This window comes from Micromonospora sp. WMMA1949 (genome assembly GCF_027460145.1).
In the GTDB taxonomy this organism is placed as follows: Bacteria; Actinomycetota; Actinomycetes; order Mycobacteriales; family Micromonosporaceae; genus Micromonospora.
On sequence record NZ_JAPZBG010000001.1, the window covers coordinates 5,198,889 to 5,214,703 of the forward strand.

General features: G+C 72.2%; 18 protein-coding genes. All 18 read right to left on the reverse strand.

The annotated features are described in order from the left end of the window. Positions 1 to 23: 23 nt before the first annotated feature. The gene (locus O7607_RS24265) at positions 24 to 1,013 is read right to left on the reverse strand and encodes an EamA family transporter (protein ID WP_269705502.1); all 990 of its coding nucleotides are present in this window, start codon (positions 1,011 to 1,013) and stop codon (positions 24 to 26) included. Continuing rightward, complete coding sequence (locus tag O7607_RS24270; protein WP_269705503.1) at positions 1,000 to 1,464, reverse strand: Ohr family peroxiredoxin; 465 nt, start codon at positions 1,462 to 1,464, stop codon at positions 1,000 to 1,002. Before O7607_RS24270 ends, O7607_RS24265 begins: the two co-directional genes overlap by 14 nt. After that, positions 1,461 to 2,288, reverse strand: coding sequence for an alpha/beta fold hydrolase (locus O7607_RS24275; RefSeq protein WP_269705504.1), 828 nt, complete (start codon positions 2,286 to 2,288; stop codon positions 1,461 to 1,463). The genes O7607_RS24270 and O7607_RS24275 overlap by 4 nt, the downstream gene beginning before the upstream one ends. After that, complete coding sequence (locus O7607_RS24280) at positions 2,285 to 3,649, reverse strand: M20/M25/M40 family metallo-hydrolase (RefSeq protein WP_269705505.1); 1,365 nt, start codon at positions 3,647 to 3,649, stop codon at positions 2,285 to 2,287. Before O7607_RS24280 ends, O7607_RS24275 begins: the two co-directional genes overlap by 4 nt. 36 nt (positions 3,650 to 3,685) lie before the next feature. Then, positions 3,686 to 4,432: an SDR family NAD(P)-dependent oxidoreductase gene (locus O7607_RS24285; RefSeq protein ID WP_269705506.1), complete on the reverse strand. Its 747-nt coding sequence runs from the start codon at positions 4,430 to 4,432 to the stop codon at positions 3,686 to 3,688. A 100-nt stretch (positions 4,433 to 4,532) separates the two neighbouring features. After that, the gene (locus O7607_RS24290) at positions 4,533 to 5,393 is read right to left on the reverse strand and encodes an ABC transporter permease (protein WP_013286892.1); all 861 of its coding nucleotides are present in this window, start codon (positions 5,391 to 5,393) and stop codon (positions 4,533 to 4,535) included. 12 nt (positions 5,394 to 5,405) lie between these two features. After that, a complete protein-coding gene (locus tag O7607_RS24295; RefSeq protein ID WP_269705507.1) occupies positions 5,406 to 6,185 on the reverse strand; it encodes an ABC transporter ATP-binding protein in 780 nt (259 codons plus the stop codon). Positions 6,186 to 6,261: 76 nt separating this feature from the next. Next, on the reverse strand, positions 6,262 to 7,371 hold the full coding sequence (locus tag O7607_RS24300; protein WP_269705508.1) for an ABC transporter substrate-binding protein: 1,110 nt from the start codon (positions 7,369 to 7,371) through the stop codon (positions 6,262 to 6,264). Positions 7,372 to 7,470: 99 nt separating this feature from the next. After that, the gene (locus O7607_RS24305) at positions 7,471 to 7,857 is read right to left on the reverse strand and encodes a hypothetical protein (protein WP_269705510.1); all 387 of its coding nucleotides are present in this window, start codon (positions 7,855 to 7,857) and stop codon (positions 7,471 to 7,473) included. Further along, positions 7,857 to 8,168, reverse strand: a complete 312-nt coding sequence (locus O7607_RS24310) for a hypothetical protein (protein WP_091417013.1) — start codon at positions 8,166 to 8,168, stop codon at positions 7,857 to 7,859. The genes O7607_RS24305 and O7607_RS24310 overlap by 1 nt, the downstream gene beginning before the upstream one ends. Continuing rightward, entirely contained in the window at positions 8,168 to 9,244 is a 1,077-nt protein-coding gene (locus O7607_RS24315; RefSeq protein WP_269705511.1) for a class I SAM-dependent methyltransferase, read from the reverse strand. The genes O7607_RS24310 and O7607_RS24315 overlap by 1 nt, the downstream gene beginning before the upstream one ends. A gap of 63 nt (positions 9,245 to 9,307) precedes the next feature. Next, positions 9,308 to 11,335 (reverse strand): oxidoreductase, encoded by a 2,028-nt coding sequence (locus O7607_RS24320; protein ID WP_269705512.1) that lies wholly within the window; start codon positions 11,333 to 11,335, stop codon positions 9,308 to 9,310. A 486-nt stretch (positions 11,336 to 11,821) separates the two neighbouring features. Next, positions 11,822 to 12,406 (reverse strand): TetR/AcrR family transcriptional regulator, encoded by a 585-nt coding sequence (locus O7607_RS24325; RefSeq protein WP_269705513.1) that lies wholly within the window; start codon positions 12,404 to 12,406, stop codon positions 11,822 to 11,824. Between the two features lie 60 nt (positions 12,407 to 12,466). Next, positions 12,467 to 13,192 (reverse strand): ABC transporter ATP-binding protein, encoded by a 726-nt coding sequence (locus tag O7607_RS24330; protein WP_269705514.1) that lies wholly within the window; start codon positions 13,190 to 13,192, stop codon positions 12,467 to 12,469. Beyond that, entirely contained in the window at positions 13,189 to 14,319 is a 1,131-nt protein-coding gene (locus O7607_RS24335) for an ABC transporter permease (protein WP_269705515.1), read from the reverse strand. The genes O7607_RS24330 and O7607_RS24335 overlap by 4 nt, the downstream gene beginning before the upstream one ends. Before the next feature lie 132 nt (positions 14,320 to 14,451). After that, positions 14,452 to 14,877, reverse strand: coding sequence for a DUF6069 family protein (locus tag O7607_RS24340; protein ID WP_269705516.1), 426 nt, complete (start codon positions 14,875 to 14,877; stop codon positions 14,452 to 14,454). After that, positions 14,870 to 15,337, reverse strand: a complete 468-nt coding sequence (locus tag O7607_RS24345) for an SRPBCC family protein (RefSeq protein WP_269705517.1) — start codon at positions 15,335 to 15,337, stop codon at positions 14,870 to 14,872. The genes O7607_RS24340 and O7607_RS24345 overlap by 8 nt, the downstream gene beginning before the upstream one ends. Further along, positions 15,291 to 15,671 carry an ArsR/SmtB family transcription factor gene (locus tag O7607_RS24350; protein WP_269705518.1) on the reverse strand — a complete coding sequence of 127 codons (381 nt, stop codon included), beginning with the start codon at positions 15,669 to 15,671 and terminating at the stop codon, positions 15,291 to 15,293. Before O7607_RS24350 ends, O7607_RS24345 begins: the two co-directional genes overlap by 47 nt. Positions 15,672 to 15,815: the final 144 nt, after the last annotated feature.

Sequence of the window (15,815 nt, forward strand, 5' to 3'; positions counted from 1 at the left end):
TGCGTGCGCGGGGTCGCCGGGCGTCAGGCGGGCGCGACGGGGGTCTTCCCGGGTGGCAGGCCGCCGGCCTGCCGGGGTCGCTCCCGCGCGATGACGAGCGCCACCGAGGCGAGCACCACGGCACCGGCGAGCACCTGTCGTCCGGACAACGATTCATCCAGCACCATCATGCCGAGCAGGACCGCCACCACCGGGTTGACGTACGCGTAGGTGGACGCGAGCTGGATCGGCGCGTTGCGCAGCAGCCACGTGTAGACGCTGAAGCCGACCACCGTGCACACCAGCATCAGGTAGGTCCACGCCAGCCAGGACCGGCCGGTCACGCCGGCCGGGTCGAACCGTCCCAGCTCACCGCTGACCACGCTCGCCACCGCCACCGCGACGCCGCCGACGAGCATCTGCCAGCCGGTGCCGACCAGGTGATCGGCCGGCATGTGCAGCCGCTGCGACAGCGTCGAGCCCAGCGCCCAGACCATCGTGGAGACCACCAGCAGCAGCATCCCGCCGAGGTGCCATCCCTTCGTCGGCACCGAGAACAGCAGCGCCAGCCCGGCCACACCGCCCAGTACGCCCACCGCCGCGAGTGCCGACGGCCGTGGGCCGACCGCCAGCCGCAGCACCAGCACCCACAGCGGCATGCCGGCCACCACCAGCGACGTCAGCCCGGTCGGCACGTACTGCTGGCCCAGGGCGAGCAGCGCGCTGCCGGCACCGACCATCAGCAGCCCGCTGGCGCCCACCCCGCCCCACTGCCGCCGGGGCAGCAGCAGCCCGGCCGGTCCCCGGCGCAGCGCCGCCACCGCGAACAGCAGCAGCGCCGCGGCCAGGAACCGGGCCGAGGTGGCGACCAGCGGCGGGATGCTGTCCAGGGCCACCCGATTGCCCAGGTAGGTCGAGCCCCAGATCAGGTAGACCGCGCCGAGCCCGACGGCCAGGGCCATCGGGCCGGCGGGCCGCGGCGGATCCGCCGGGTGGCGGACCGCTGCGGGCTCGGTCAGGTCAGCGGTGGCCATCGACCCGGATCGCCACCGCGGTGTTGCCCCGCAGGGCGTTCGAGTAGGGACACATCTGGTCGGCCAGCTCCACCGCGCGTTCCAGGTCGGCCTGCGGGCACTGCGGCGCGGACACGTCCAGCACCACCGCGATCGCGTACCGGCCGTCCTCGGTCTGCCCGAGGGAGACCGAGGCGGTCACCGTCGTCGGGCCGGGCTTGACGCCGGCCTGCCGGGCGGCGACGGCGAGCGCGCTGTCGAAGCAGGCCGCGTAGCCGGCCGCGAACAGCTCCTCCGGGTCGGTGCCGGGCGCGTCCGGACCCCGCTGCGCGGGGCGGGTCAGGTCGACCCGCAGCGACCCGGTCAGCGACCGGGCGCTGCCGCCCCGGCCGCCGGAGACCTCGACGGCGGCGGTGTAGAGCGTGTTCGCCGGTACGACCTTCGCCTCGGTGACCGGGGTGCCGGCGCTCACGCCGCCACCTCCCGTCCCAGGTCGGCGTGCACCTGCGCGGCGACCGCGTCGGCGAACGCCTCCGGCTGCTCGTCGGCCACGAAGTCGGTGCCGCCGGGGATGGTGACCAGCTCGGCGCCGGGCAGCGCGGCCCGCACCTGCGGCGTCATCCGGTCCAGCAGGTCGTCGGCGCCGTGCAGCAGCACGATGGGCAGCGCGTCCAGGGCGGCGGTGTCCACGTGGTGGTCGAACACCGCCCGGTACGCGGTGGCGTAGTCCGGACCGGTCAGCAGGTACTCGGTGACCTGGCGGTCCGCCTCCTCCGGGGTCAGGCGCGGGTACAGGCCGTACACCCGGTCCCAGATGACCTTCAGGTGCCCGCCGTCGCGGTCCGGGGAGTAGCCGGGCGCGTACGACCGCTTCTTCTCCGCCCGCTCCTGCTCGTCGTAGAGCGGGATGCCCTGCAGGATCAGCCGGTGCACCCGCTGCGGCGCCGACATCAGCGCCTGGGCGCCGACGATCGCGCCGGTGTGCTGCCCGAGCAGGTGCACCCGGGACAGCCCGAGGGCGTCGGCGAACTGCCACACCCCGGCCGCGTACTCCGGGATGGACCACGGGCGCGGCGGCGCGTCGGACATGCCGAACCCCGGCGTGTCCGGGGCGATCACCCGCAGGCCGCGGCGGGCCAGCGGCTCGATCACCGCGTCGTAGGTGGCCGAGGAGAGCGGGGACTGGTGCAGCATCAGCAGCACCGGGGCGTCGGCGTCGCCGCCGTGCCGGTAATGCACCTGGCCCCACGGTACGTCGACGTAGGCGCGGCGGGCCACGCCGCGGGCCCGGGTCACTCCGTCACCGCCAGGGCCGCCATGACCTCGATGACGTGCTTGATGCCGGCCTTGTAGTCGTCCAGCCGGATGTTCTCGTTCGGGCCGTCCACACCGGAGTCGGCGCGGGACACGCCGACGCCGACGATCGGCCGGTCGGCGATCACGCCCTGGTTGCCGATCCACTGCGTGTACGGCTCGATGACCGGCTCGGTCCCGTACACCCGGCGGGCCGCGTCGGCGACCAGCGCGACGAACGGGTCGCGGTGGTCGGTGAGGTTGGGCCGGCTGGTCGCCATCACCTCGATGCGCAGGTCACCGAAGCCGGTCGCGGCCAGGTGGTCGCGGATGCAGCCGAGCACCCGGTCCGGGTCCTGTCCGGGCACCAGCCGGATCTCCAGCTTGGCCGAGGCGGTCGACGGGATGCCGAGCGTCACGTCGTCGCGCATGTCGCCGCCGGCGAAGCCCGCGACGGTGAGCGTCGGCACGGTACGGATGGCGACCGCGGCGGCCTGGTCGTCCAGGTCACCGGTGAAGCGGTCGACCTGCGCCCGCTTGCGCAGGAAGTCCCCGTCGAACGCGACCTTCTCCAGCAGCGCCCGCTCCTCGTCCGTCGGCGGCCGGGCGTCGTCGGCGAAACCGGGGATCGTCACGGTGCCGTCGGGCTGCTGCAGCTGCGCCAGGGCGGCGGCCAGCCGGGCCGTGGCGGCCGGCAGCAGCGCGGTGTTCTGGCTGGTCAGGTCGCGCGGCAGGGTCTGCGCGGTGAGGCGCAGGTAGAGCACGCCCTTCTCGGCGAGCTTGAGCAGCAGCCGGTCCTCGCCGTCGAGCCAGGAGTTCTCCCACAGCGCCGCGTCGCTGGCGAGCCGGTCGGCGTGCGCCTGCACGAACGAGCCCAGACCCGGGCTGTGCAGCCACTTCTTGCCCTCGAAGATGATCCGGTTCGTCACCGGCGGGGTCAGCCCGGCCAGCTTCCAGGCCGCCGCCGCGTGGATGCGGGACATGACGACGCCCTTGTCGTCGGCCACGCCCCGGGCGTACAGCCGGCCGTCGTGGATCTCCGCCGCGTACGGCGGGCTGATCCAGTCGGCGTCGTCACCGGCCGGCTCGACCTCCACGTCGTAGTGGGTGAAGTGCAGCAGCGCCTTGTCACCCTCGCCCGGCACCTCGGCCAGCACGTACGGGTACGACTGCTCCCACGGGATGATCTCGGCTTCGCCGCCCCAGCGGCGGACCGACCCGGCGATGAACTCGGCGGTGGCCTCCATCTGCTCCGGCTCCTGGCGGCGGCTGCGGATGCGGCACAGCTGCTGGAGCTCCTCGACGAACTCGTCGAAGTGCTTGTCGACGGCCGCCAGAGCGGCCGCGGTATCCGGTTTGGGCATGGTGGTCCTCACAGAAGGGGTCGGAGAGGGGGAAGTTCAGTGGATGGTGACGCCGCCGTCGACGAAGATCGTCTGCCCGGTGGTCATGGCGGCGGCGTCACTGAGCAGGTAGGCGACCGCGTTCGCGACGTCCTGCGGCAGCGCCATCCGGCCCAGCGGGATCGAGGCCATCTTGTCGGCCAGGTACGCGTCGTCGCCGCGTACGTCGGCGGTCATGTCGGTGGGCACGATCGTGGGTCCGACGGCGTTGACCCGGATCCGGTCCGGCGCCCACTCCAGCGCCAGCACGCGCGCCATGTGCATCACGCCGGCCTTGCTGACGCAGTACCCGAGCGTGTTCAGCACCGCGATGTGCCCGTTCGTGGAGCCGATGTTCACCACCGCGCCGCCGGCCTGCCGCAGCGCCGGGTACGCGGCCTGGCACATCCGGAAGGTGCCGGTCAGGTTGACGTCCAGGACGGTGGTGAAGTCCTCCTCGGACATCGTCGCCGCCGGTCCGCGCCGGACGATCCCGGCGTTGTTCACCAGCAGGTCCAGCCGGCCGTGGGCGTCCAGGACCTCGGCCACCAGGCCGGCGCAGGAGGCGGCCGACCGGACGTCGACCCGGTGCCGGGTGTGCGGGCCGCCGGTCAGCTCGGCCTCGGTCCAGTCGTCGAGCAGGTCGGCCTGGGCCACCGTCGCGCCGCGCTGCGCCAGGGTCGCGGCGATGCGGGCGCCGATGCCGCGGGCCGCACCGGTGACCACTGCCACCCGCCCGTCGAACCGGTTCGGATCGGTGTTCATGTCTCGTGTCCTGCCTTTCCCGTCCGGCCACCGGCCGGGCGGGCGTGAACCACGCCCGGCCGGTGCTCCGCACGCGTGACGACGGTCCCGTCAGCTGTCGTCACGCGCCGATCACCTTCGTGTCCTCGGCCCAGAAGGCCAGCCGCTTCTGCAGCAGCCGGATCACGAAGTGCGCCACCAGACCCATCACCGACAGCACCACCAGGACGGCGAACATGCCGGCGATGTCGAAGTTGTAGTTGGTCTGCAGCAGCAGGTAGCCCAGGCCCTCCTTGGCGCCGATGAACTCGCCGACGACCGCGCCGAGGATGGCGAAGACGATGCCGATGTCCAGGCCGGCGAAGATGAACGGCAGCGCGCTGGGCAGCCGGACCATCCGGAAGATCTGGGTCTTGCTCGCGCCGAACACGGTCAGCATCTGGATCTTGTCGGCGTCGGCCGCCCGCAGGCCCTCGATGACGTTGACGAGCATCGGGAAGAACGAGATCACCGCGGCCATGACCACCTTGCTGGTCAGGCCGAAGCCGAACCAGACCACGAACAGCGGGGCCAAGGCGACCTTCGGCACGGTCTGGAAGGCCACGATGTACGGCATCAGGGTGGCTTCCACGATCTTGATCTGGGAGATGAACGTGCCGAGGACCAGCGCGGCCCCGACACCGATCACGAACCCGAGCAGCGCCTCCTGGGTGGTCACCCAGAAGTGGCCCCAGAACTGGTCGTCGCCGAGCTGCTGCCACAGCGACTCGACCACGCTCGACGGCAGCGGCAGGACGTACTCGTCGACGCCGATGAGCTGGACGCCGTACTCCCAGGCCAGGACGACCACGACGAAGACCGTCGGGACCAGCCAGAGCTGGGGCTTCTCGCGGAGGTCGAACTTGCGCCGGGCGGGCTTGGCGGGCCGGGCGGACGGCGCCGGTGGCTGGGCCGGCTCGCGGACCAGGTTGCTTGTTGCCATGGCTGTCCCTCGTCAGTCGATAACGCCGGCGGCGTTGAAGTGTCGGCGGATCCGCTCCACGTAGACCCCGGCCCGGTCGGACGACATGACGCCGAGGTCACGTGGCCGCTCCAGGTCGATGTCCAGGACCTCCGCGATGCGGCCCGGCCGGGGGCTGAGCACGACCACCCGGTCGGAGAGGAAGACCGCCTCCGGGATGGAGTGCGTGACCAGCACGATCGTCTGGTTGCTCTCCTGCCAGATGCGCAGCAGCTCCACGTTCATGTACTCGCGGGTCATCGCGTCGAGCGCGCCGAACGGCTCGTCCATCAGCAGAACCGCCGGGTCGTGCACCAGGGCCCGGCAGATGCCGGCCCGCTGCTGCATGCCGCCGCTGAGCTCATGCGGATACTTCTGCTCGAAGCCGTTGAGACCGACCATGTCGAGCAGTTGCTGGGCGCGTTCCCGGTGCCGGCGGGGATCCAGTCGCTGGATCTCCGCCGGCACCATCACGTTGTCGAAGATGGTGCGCCACGGCAGCAGCGTCGGTGCCTGGAACACCATCCCGACCTCGGGAAGGGGCTTCGTCACGTCCCGCCCGGCGATCCGTACCGCGCCGCCGGACTTCGGGCTGAGCCCGGCGAGGATCTTCAGCAAAGTGGTCTTGCCGCACCCGGACGGTCCCACGACCGAGATGAACTCGCCGCGACGTACCGTCAGGTTGATGTCGCTCAGCGCCTGGGTCGGTGCCGACTTACGGGGCCGGTACTCCTTGTCCAGCCCGTCGATCTCGATCCAGGAGTCTTCCGACACCGATGCCGGAGCCTGCGTCTGCGCCCGGCGGGCCGTCGCCTTGATGGCCATCGAAATCCCTTCCGCTGTCCGCTGCCTAGGCGGTGTAGTTCGCGGCCTTGCTCAGCACCGCGGCCTTGTCGAAGTTGTTCGCGCCGGAGAGCAGGCTCGGGTCCCAGAGCTTCTTCAGGTCGACGTCACCGGTGATCTGCCCGGCCTCCTTGGTGTACGCCTGGGTCTTCGCCCACTCCTCGTCGCTGATCGCGCCCCAGTCGCCGAACTGCTCCGGGTCGCCGCTGGCCGGGGTGGCCGTCTTCAGCCAGGCGGCGAGGCTCTCGGTGTCGGCCTTGAGGCGCTCGTCGGCGGACTTGCCGGCGAGGATCTGCGGGAAGACCTTGTAGCCGATCTTCATGGCGGCCTCGGGGTTCTTGGCCGAGAAGAGCATCGCCTTGTACGCCGCGCGCAGGAACCGCTCGTACGAGTCCTTCTTGGCGTCGAAGTCACGGGCGCCGACGCTGAAGGTCAGCGACCGGATGCCGCTGAACACGTCCGGGTTGGTCAGGTACTTCAGCTCGGTGCCGGCGTTCTCGATGACCGCGTACGCCTGGGTGTAGAGCGCCAGCATGTCGACCTTGCCGTCGTTGAGCGCGGCGGCGGCCTGCGCGCCGACGCCCACCGGCAGCAGCTCGACGTCCTTGGCCGGGTCGAGACCGGCGGCCTTGACGTAGGCGCGGGCGTACGGGGCCGAGCCGGAGGCCAGGCTGATCACGCCGATCTTCTTGCCGCGCAGGTCCGCGCCGCCGGTGATCGGGGAGTCCGGCTTGACCGCCATCACCCACGGCCAGTTCTGCACCAGGCCGCCGACGGCCTTGATCGGCACGTTCTTCTCCACCGCGCCGAGCGCCGAGCCGGCGTCGGCGGGGGTGATGTCACCGCTGCCGGACGCGACCGCCTGGAGGGCGGCGACCGAGCCGTCGGCGTTGATCGTCTCGACGGTCAGCTTCTCCTCGGCGAAGTAGCCGAGTTCCTTGGCGACCGCGTAGACGGCCACCTCCTCCTTCGGGCCGATCACGGCGGAGGCGATGGCCATGGTCAGCTTCGCCTCCTTGCCCTCGCCGCTGGCCTCGTCGTCGGAGCCGCCGCCGCACGCGGCCAGGACCAGCGTGGCGGCCAGCGCCGCCGGGAGCAGAGCCCACTTTCGTTTCATATGTACACACCTCGTCGTGAGTCGGGGGAGACCGCCTCCGCCGCCGTGACGGCGGAGGCGGGGGAATCAGCTGTCGCGCTGTTGCGCGACCAGGGCCAATCAGGCGTCGCGCAGCGACGCGACCAGGGCCAGATCGTTGTAGACGTGCTGCTCGACGATCAGTTCGCCGTCGAGCACGAACACATCCGCGTAGCGGATGTCCTCGAACGGAGTGCCGTCGAGCCATTCCCCGTACAGCCGCCCGAGCGAGGTCACCGTGACCCGCCCGTCGGTGTCACCCACCAGGTAGCGGTCCCGGTGCTTGCGCACCCACCGGTAGGTACCGGTGGACGCGGCCGCCATCTCCCGCAGCGAGGAGTACTCCCGGCCGCCCGGGAAGACCAACCGGGCCTGCGCGGCGAGAAAGCGTCCTGCTTCGTCCAGCTCGCGGTCCTCGCACAGTTGCAGGTACCTGTCGATCAGACCGGGCGCGTCCGGTGTGCCCATCAGCCGGTCTTCTCGCTCAGGGCCGCCTCCCACTGGTCCCGCAGCGGGTGCTCCGCGGGGCCGTGCTCGGTGAGGATGCGCATCAGGCGGGCCAGCAGCGCGTCCCGCTCCCGGTCGAGGACCTGCTGCTCCTCCTCGGTGGAGACGAACTCGTCGACGGCGCCCGCGGTGAGCGCGCCGGAGCGCGTCAGCAGCGCCTCGACGACGCGTACGCGCTGGCGGGTCACGTGCAGCTCGGTGGAGAGCTGCAGCACCAGGTCGAGCAGCTTGCCGACCTTGGGGTCTCCGAAGTAGTCGAACTCGGTGCTCATCACGCCTCCGGCTTGGTCGCGGCCAGTACGGCCCAGGGGAAGTGCCACTCGGGACGGTCGCCCCAGCCCTGCGGCTGGACGCCGTTGCGGCGCTCGTCGAACGGGGTCCACGACACGTCGGTCAGACCGGCCTCGGCGCAGACCTCGATCAGGTCCGAGCCGAACAGGTCGTGGAAGAACGGCTCGTTGTTGCGCTCGGCGTGCTCGTAGACGGTGGCGTCGCGCAGCGGGTCGCCGGTCAGCATGAACTCGAGGAAGCGCAGCGAGCCGCCCGGCTTGAGCAGGCGCGCGGCCTCCACGATCGTTTCCCGGATCGCGGCGGCCGGCATCTCGTGCAGCACCATCGTGCCGGTGACCACGTCGCAGCTGTCCGACTCGATGCCGGTGGCCCGGCCGTCGGCCTGCCGGTAGTCGATCGCGAGTCCGGTCGCCTCGGCCTCGGCGTGGGCCAGGCGCAGACCGGGTGCGGCCAGGTCCACGCCGATCACCTGCGCGGTCGGGTACTTGGCCGGCAGCGGGCGGGTGCTCTTGCCGAAACCGCACCCGATGTCGACGATCCGGGTCGCCGCGGGCAGCTCGGGCAGCGCGGTCTGGGCGAACAGCGTGTGGAACTTGTAGCCGTCGTTGTCGCGCAGCATGACGATGCGCGCGCCGAACTCGTACACGTAGGCCGACATGTCGTCGGAGAAGAAGCTGCCGGGCTGGATGTGGATGTCGTAGTCGGTGTACCAGTCGGGCAGTTCCAGGTCGGGGTTCAGCTCCAGCGAGCCCTTCGGCTGCTCGGGCAGCGAGGTGAGCTGGTCGGTCAGCTCCTCGCGGCGGCTGAGCACCGCGTCGCCGGCGACCTTCCACAGCATCTTCTGCTGCACCCGCTCCAGGTGGCTGAACCACGGGTAGAGCGGAAGACCACGCAGCACCTGACCGGCGTCGGCGATCGTCGTGGCCGACGCCCCGGTGGCGCCGTACTCGTCGCGCAGCGCCGGGTAGACGGTGTCCGCCCATCGCTTGCGCAGGCCGAGGACGAAGTCCACGGCGGAACGCTCATCCAGGGTGAGGCGCTCCTCGATGTCCAGCATGCTTGTCTCCTCTACAGGTGGGGGAGGTCCGGTCCGCGGTGCACCGCGACCGGGGTGGACGGGTCAGTGGGCGTACCGCACGCGCTGGGCGGACGCGGTGTCGTAGGCGCCGAGGAACGCGCCGGCCATCCGTCCCTCGTAGACGGCCTCGAAGGCGGTGCGGGGGGCGTTCGCGTCGCCGACGACGTGGATGCGGGGGCCGTCGGGCAGCGCGTCGAGCTGCCGGTACAACTCGTCCGCGGCCTGCGCCGAACCGCCGTCGACGACTGTGGTGACGTCCTCGACGATCGTGTCGCCGCCGGCGAGCGGGCCGCCGAGGGCCACCGTCGTGGCGCCCGCGGCGCGGGCGGTCCGCATCGGGTGGACCGCGATCCCCAGGTCCGCGAAGCGCTTGAGCAGCGCCAGCCGCGAGTACGTGGTGATCTTGGCGCTGACCGTGGCGGTGGGGGACACGACGTGGACGCGGGCGCCCCGGCGGGCTAGCGCCTCCGCGACCGACGCCGCCGACCAGGTGCCCTCGTCGTCCAGCACGACGACGGCACCGGCGGGCCGGTAGCCGGGGTCGGCCAGGTTGTCGACGGCCTGCCAGATGTCGATCACCGGCGGGCCGCCGGGCAGTTCCCGGCGGGCGGGCCGGGAGCCGGTGGCGAGGACGACGTCCTGGTAGCCACCGGCCAGCACGTCGTCGACGCCGGCGCGCCGGCCGAGCCGGACCGGGATGCCGGCGGCCTCGACGTCGCGGGCCAGGTCGCGGGTGAGCAGCCCGAGCCGCTCCCGTCCGGGTACGCGCGCGGCCACCTCCACCTGTCCGCCGAGGTGGTCCCGTGCCTCCACGACGGTCACCCGGTGCCCGGCCCGGTGCGCGGAGAGGGCGGCCTCGAGGCCGGCCGGTCCGCCGCCGACGACCAGGACGTTCCGTGCGCCGGACGGCCCGGGCAGTTCCGGCCAGGCGTCGGCCCACTCCTGCTCCGCGCCGACCTCCGGGTTCACCACGCAGGAGATCGGCAGGCTGGTCTCCAGCCGCCCGATGCAGCCCTGGTTGCAGGCCAGGCAGGCGCGCACCTCGTGCTGGCGGCCCTGCTCGGCCTTGCGGACCAGGTGCGGGTCGGCGATGTGCGGGCGGGCCAGGCCGACCAGGTCGGCCTCGCCCGCGGCGACGAGTTCGGCCGCCTCCGGCAGGCTGTCCAGCCGGCACACGGCGAGCACCGGCAGGTCCGGGAACTCCTGCTTGAACAGCGCCGCGTGGTGCCGGAACGGGGCGTGGCCGAAGCTCATGTCCGCCATCTGCGTCGCCAGCGACCAGCTGCCGTGGTAGGCGGAGTGGCTGACGTGCACGTAGGCGAGGGGGAACTCGGCGCGCAGCTTTCCGACGATCTCCAGCACCGCGGCCGGGTCGAGCCCGCCGGGCAGGAACTCGTCGGCGCTGACCCGCAGCCCGACGGGCAGGTCGGGGGCGGCGGCCAGCACCGCCGTCAGCACCTCGCGGGTCAGGCGCATCCGGTTGTCGAGGCTGCCGCCGTACGCGTCGTCGCGGGTGTTCGTGTGCGGTGAGAGGAACTGCTGGAGCAGGTGGCCGTGGCCGGCGTGCACCTCGAGGCCGTCGAAGCCGGCCTCGCGCATCCGCCGCCCGGCGGCGGCGAACGCGGCGACGACTGTCGCGATGTCCCGGCGTCCCATCGCGTGCGGGACGTGCGAGCCGGCCGCCCACGGCACCGGCGACGAGGACCAGGCGGCGGTGCGGGTCGCGTCGCCGTTGGCCTGCCGCCCGGCGTGCATGATCTGGGCGAACATGCGGGCGCCGTGCTCGTGCACGGCCTCGGTCACCGCCGCGTACGCCGGGATCGACGAGTCGTCGAAGCTGCCGAGGCTGATGCTGCGGCCCGCGCTGGTGGGGTGCACGCGGATCGCCTCGGTGATGATCAGGCCGGCTCCGCCGCGCGCCCGCTCCGCGTGGTAGGCGACGTGGCGGCGGGTGGGCACATTGTTCAGTCCGAAGTTGGTGGTGTGGCCGGGGACGAAGACCCGGTTCCGCAATGTGAGACGACCGAGCCGGGTGGGGGAGAGAAGGGCGAGGAGCTTGTCGTCGGGCATGCTCGGACTTCCTGTTTCGGGCCGCACTCGGCGAGGCCGAGGGCGTTCGGATGAACCGTACGCCGTTCGATTGAGTGGAACGGTAGGGCCGAGTTCAACATGCCGTCAACGGGTTACTGGTCAGTAATTTAGGCCGCCGAACCGCCTCTGAGCTGCTGTTCCACTAGGCGGAACGCTGACCGATGATGACCGTCGATGGCGCGGTCGATCGTTCGGATGCTCCTGATCGGACGACGGTGTCGGCCGCCGATCGACTGTCGGCGGTTCCTGCCCATCATTCGGACGGCCCGCCGGACCGTGCCGGTGGCCGTCCCGGGCGGCGGCGGTGCGTCCTCTCGGGCGGCGACACCGCGCCGGGTGCGCGGCGGCCCGGGCCGCCGCCGGGTTGCGCACGTGAGGTGCGGCGCCGGCGACGACCCGGGCCGTCGTTCGGTCTGCGGATGTGGTGGTGGACGGGACGCCGTCGGGCGTCCCGGTCGCGCGTGGTCAGCCGGTGTGCGGGCGCAGGTACGGCGTGAGCAACTCGCGGGCGAGCCCGGTGGCGGCCGGAAGGTCGAGACCGTTCTCGATCATCCGGCTGAGCGCGTAGACGACCGACTGGACGAGCTCCGCCATCCGGTCCGGGTCGCTCGCCCCGTGTTCGGTCAGCGCGGCGCGCAACGGCGCCTCGAGGCTGTCGTGCAGCAGCCGGCTGGACGTCGCCAGCACCTCGCTGTTGCCGGCCGACGCCAGCGCCCGGGCCAGCGCGTGGTCGCCCCGGGCAACCAGTTGCAGGTTGGCCTCGACGTACGCCAGGATCCGCGCGCCCGGCGTGCGGGCCTCGGCCATCTGCTCCTCGACGAAGGCCGACCACCGGGGGAAGGTGTCGGCGACCAGCACGTCGAACATGTCGGTGCGGGACTTGAAGTACGAGTACGCGCTGGACCGGGCCAGCCCGGCGTGCCGGGCCACGTCGGCCAGGCTCGGGATCTGCTCCGGATGCTCGGAGAGCAGGGCGCGGGCGGCGTCGAGCAACGCCGCCCGCTGTGCGGCCCGGTGTTCCGCGACGGTCGAGGCTTGGATCTTCGGCACCGCGACCTCCCCGTGTCTCCCGCCGTCCGTGTCCGGTCCGCGTCGCTCCCTGGTCGTCGGTCAGCTGCTGGTGGCGAGCTTGCCGTCGATCATCTCGTAGATGGTGTCACAGTATTGCAGGACGTCGTGATCGTGAGTGACCATCACGACGGCCACCGAGCGCTCCCGCGCCTCCTGGGCGAGCAGCTGGACGATGTCGTGGCTGCGGGCCCGGTCCAGCGCCGCGGTCGGCTCGTCCACCAGCAGGACCGACGGCTCGGTCATCAGCGCCCGGGCGATGCCGACGCGCTGGCGTTCGCCGCCGGAGAGCTGGTGCGGACGCCGGTCGGCCTTACCGGACAGGCCGACGTGCGCGAGCATCTCCAGCGGGTCGCGCCCGGACCGTTCCCGCCGCCCGCCCAGCCGCAGCGGCAGGCGCAGCTGGTCGGCGGCGGTCAGCGCGGGCAGCAGGTTGCCCGACTGGAACACGAATCCCACGTGCCGGCGGCGCAGCTCGGTGCGCGTCCGGCGGCTGGACACGGTCATGTCGTGCCCGGCCACGGTGACGGTGCCCTCGTCGGGGCGGGCCAGCCCGCCGGCGACCGCCAGCAGGCTGGACTTGCCCGCGCCGGACGGCCCGACGATCGCGGCCAGTTCGCCCCGGGCGACGGTCAGGTCAACCGCGTCCAGCGCGTGCACCGTCTCCGCGCCGTCGCCGTGCCGCAGGTGCACGCCGCGCATGACCAGGCCGAGGTCGTCCCGGGCGGTGCCCGGTGCCGAGGGGGACGGGGTGGTCCGGCTGCTCATCGGTTGCCTCCCAGGGCGGTCGCCGGGTCGATGGACGTGAGGCGGACGACGGCGGCTGCCGCGCCGACCAGGCCGAGCACGAGCAGTCCGGCCGCGGCGGCGGCGATGCTCTGCGGGTGCAGCGCGAACGGAACGTTGCCGCCGGAGATCAGCGCGCCGAGGCCCAGGCCGATCCCCATGCCGACGGCGATGGCGACGGCCAGCAGGATCAGCGCCTGGGTGAGGGCGTCACGCAGCACCCACCGGGTCGAGGCGCCGAGCGCCCGCAGCACCGCGACCTCCTGCTTGCGCTGGATCGCCCAGACCGCGAAGAACGCGCCGGCCACCAGCGCCGAGATCGCGTAGAGGAAGCCCTGGATCAGCTGGAGCGTGGTCGTCTCGGCGGTGTAGCCCGGCGAGGCGCCGTAGGACTCCTCGAGCGTCATGCTCTCGGTGCCCGCAGCCTTGTCGCCCGCGGCGAGGTCCACCGAGTCGCCGTCGGCCGCGCGGACCGCGACGGCGGTGATCTCCTGAGCCGCCTGGGCCGGCACCTGCGCGCCGGCCGGGGTGCCGGACTTGATCGCCTGCCACGTGGCCAGCGGCACGTACGCCACGTCGACGTGGCCGAAGGTGTCCTGCTGCTCGGTGACGCCGACGACGCGCAGCCGCGTACCCAGCCGGTCCACCGTCACGGTGTCGCCGACGCGCAGGCCCGCGTCGATCGCGGTGGGGCTCACCACGATCCCGTCGGCCGGACCGAGCCGGTCGCCCTCGCTGGCGGCGGGCGACAGGAACGAGTCGGTCTCGACGCCGAACAGCGCCAGGTCGACCTCGGTGCCACCGTCGGTACGCCCGTTGATGAGCGTGTTGCCGAACGGGGTCGCCTCCGCCACGCCCGGCTGGTCGCGCCAGGTGTCCACCGCCGAGGCGTCCACCACGCTGCGCGAGAACGCCGAGTCGTGCTGCACGCCGTGCGCGAACGCGAACGAGGTGACCGGCAGGTTCTGCAGGCCGGAGACGCCGTCACGGACCAGCCCGACGGACAGGCCGGACAGCATCACCATCAGCACCGAGATCAGTGCGATCACGGCCCCCATCAGGGCGAATCGCAGCCGCGCGAACCCCAGCTCGCGAATGGCCAGGAACATCAGCCGCCACCTCTCAAACTTGTCGACACCATGTCGCCATGTTAACAACGCGGTGTCGGTAAGATGGTGGTGGTTGTCTACCCGGTCGCATTCCGTGACGGGGCCGGTGATGCGCGGCCTGCCGCGCCGGCGTCAGGCGGCGACCGGGCCCGCGGCGGCGCGGCGTGCGCGCCGGCCGAGGGCGGTCACCGCGACCACGATGATCGGGGCGAGTGTGAGGTGACAGACCGCCAGCGTGATCGTGCTGGTGGTGTCGAGGTCGGCGGGCAGCGTCATGGTGGCGATCGTGAGGACCGCGAGCGCCGGGCCGATGATCAGCGCCGCCCGGACCGCCCACGCGAATCGGGGCGCCAGCACGGCGACGGCGGTGAGCCCGAGCGCCAGCGGCAGCGCGCTGAAGCCCGCGACGGTCACCGCGTCGACCTCGACCCGCCGGTCGTCGGCGGTGAACAGGAAGCTGCCGCCGGCCGCGCGGCCGATCGCGTACACGATGAGGTTGACGACCACCGCGACGGCGGTGGCGAGCGCGACGACGGCGGTACGGGACAGGTCAGCCACGGGAGATCTCCTCCGTCTGCTCTCGGATCAGGTACGCCTCGATGCGGGCGAACGCCCCCACCCAGACCTCGCCGGCGAAGAAGTCGCGCAGTTGCGGGGCCGGGAAGCCGCTCTGCACCACGGTCATCAGCGTGCCGCCGTCGCGCGCCTCGAACGTCACCTCGATGCGCGTGGTCATGGTGGTGCCGTCCGGACCGCTGCCGATCGACTCGGTGACCAGCCGGTGCGGCCGGTCGATCTCCAGGAACGTCTGCGTCTCCCGGAACAGCGCGTCGGGCGAGGGACCCCAGACCGCGGTCTGCGTCCCGCCGACCCGCAGGTCGACGTCGATCTCCACGATGCCGGGCTCCTCGTCGAGGATGCCGAACCAGATTTTCTGCTTCCCGGCGTCGGTGTAGGCGTCGAAAACCTGCTCAGGTGTGCCCGGGAGGTGTCGTGTCACGCGCAGGTCGAGTGTCATGGTCGCGGTCCTCCGTGGTGAGTGTGAGGTAGGCGTCGAGCCCGTCGAGGCGGCGCGCCCAGAGCCGTTGGTAGAAGGCGATCCAGGCCATGGCCGAGTCCAGCGGGGCCTCGCTGAGCCGGCACTGCCGGGACCGGCCGACCTTGCGCGTCACCACGAGACCCGCGTCCTCCAGCGCGCGGACGTGCTTGCGCATGCCGGTGAGGCTCATCCCGGTGGGCTCGGTGAGCTCGCTGAGGGTGGCCGGGCCGGTGCCGAGGCGGATCAGGATGGCGCGTCGTGTCGGGTCGGCCAGGCTGGCGAACACCCGGTCGAGCGTCTGTTGCTGAACCACGTGGTTCACCGTACGACACTGAACCATTCGGTTCAACGTTATCCGGAGGCCGGCGTGGCGTACGCGCGAAACGGCCCCGCGACCTCGAGGATCGCGGGGCCGTCTCCGGCGCCGTGGGAAGGAACGCCGGAGTGTGGGGTGCCG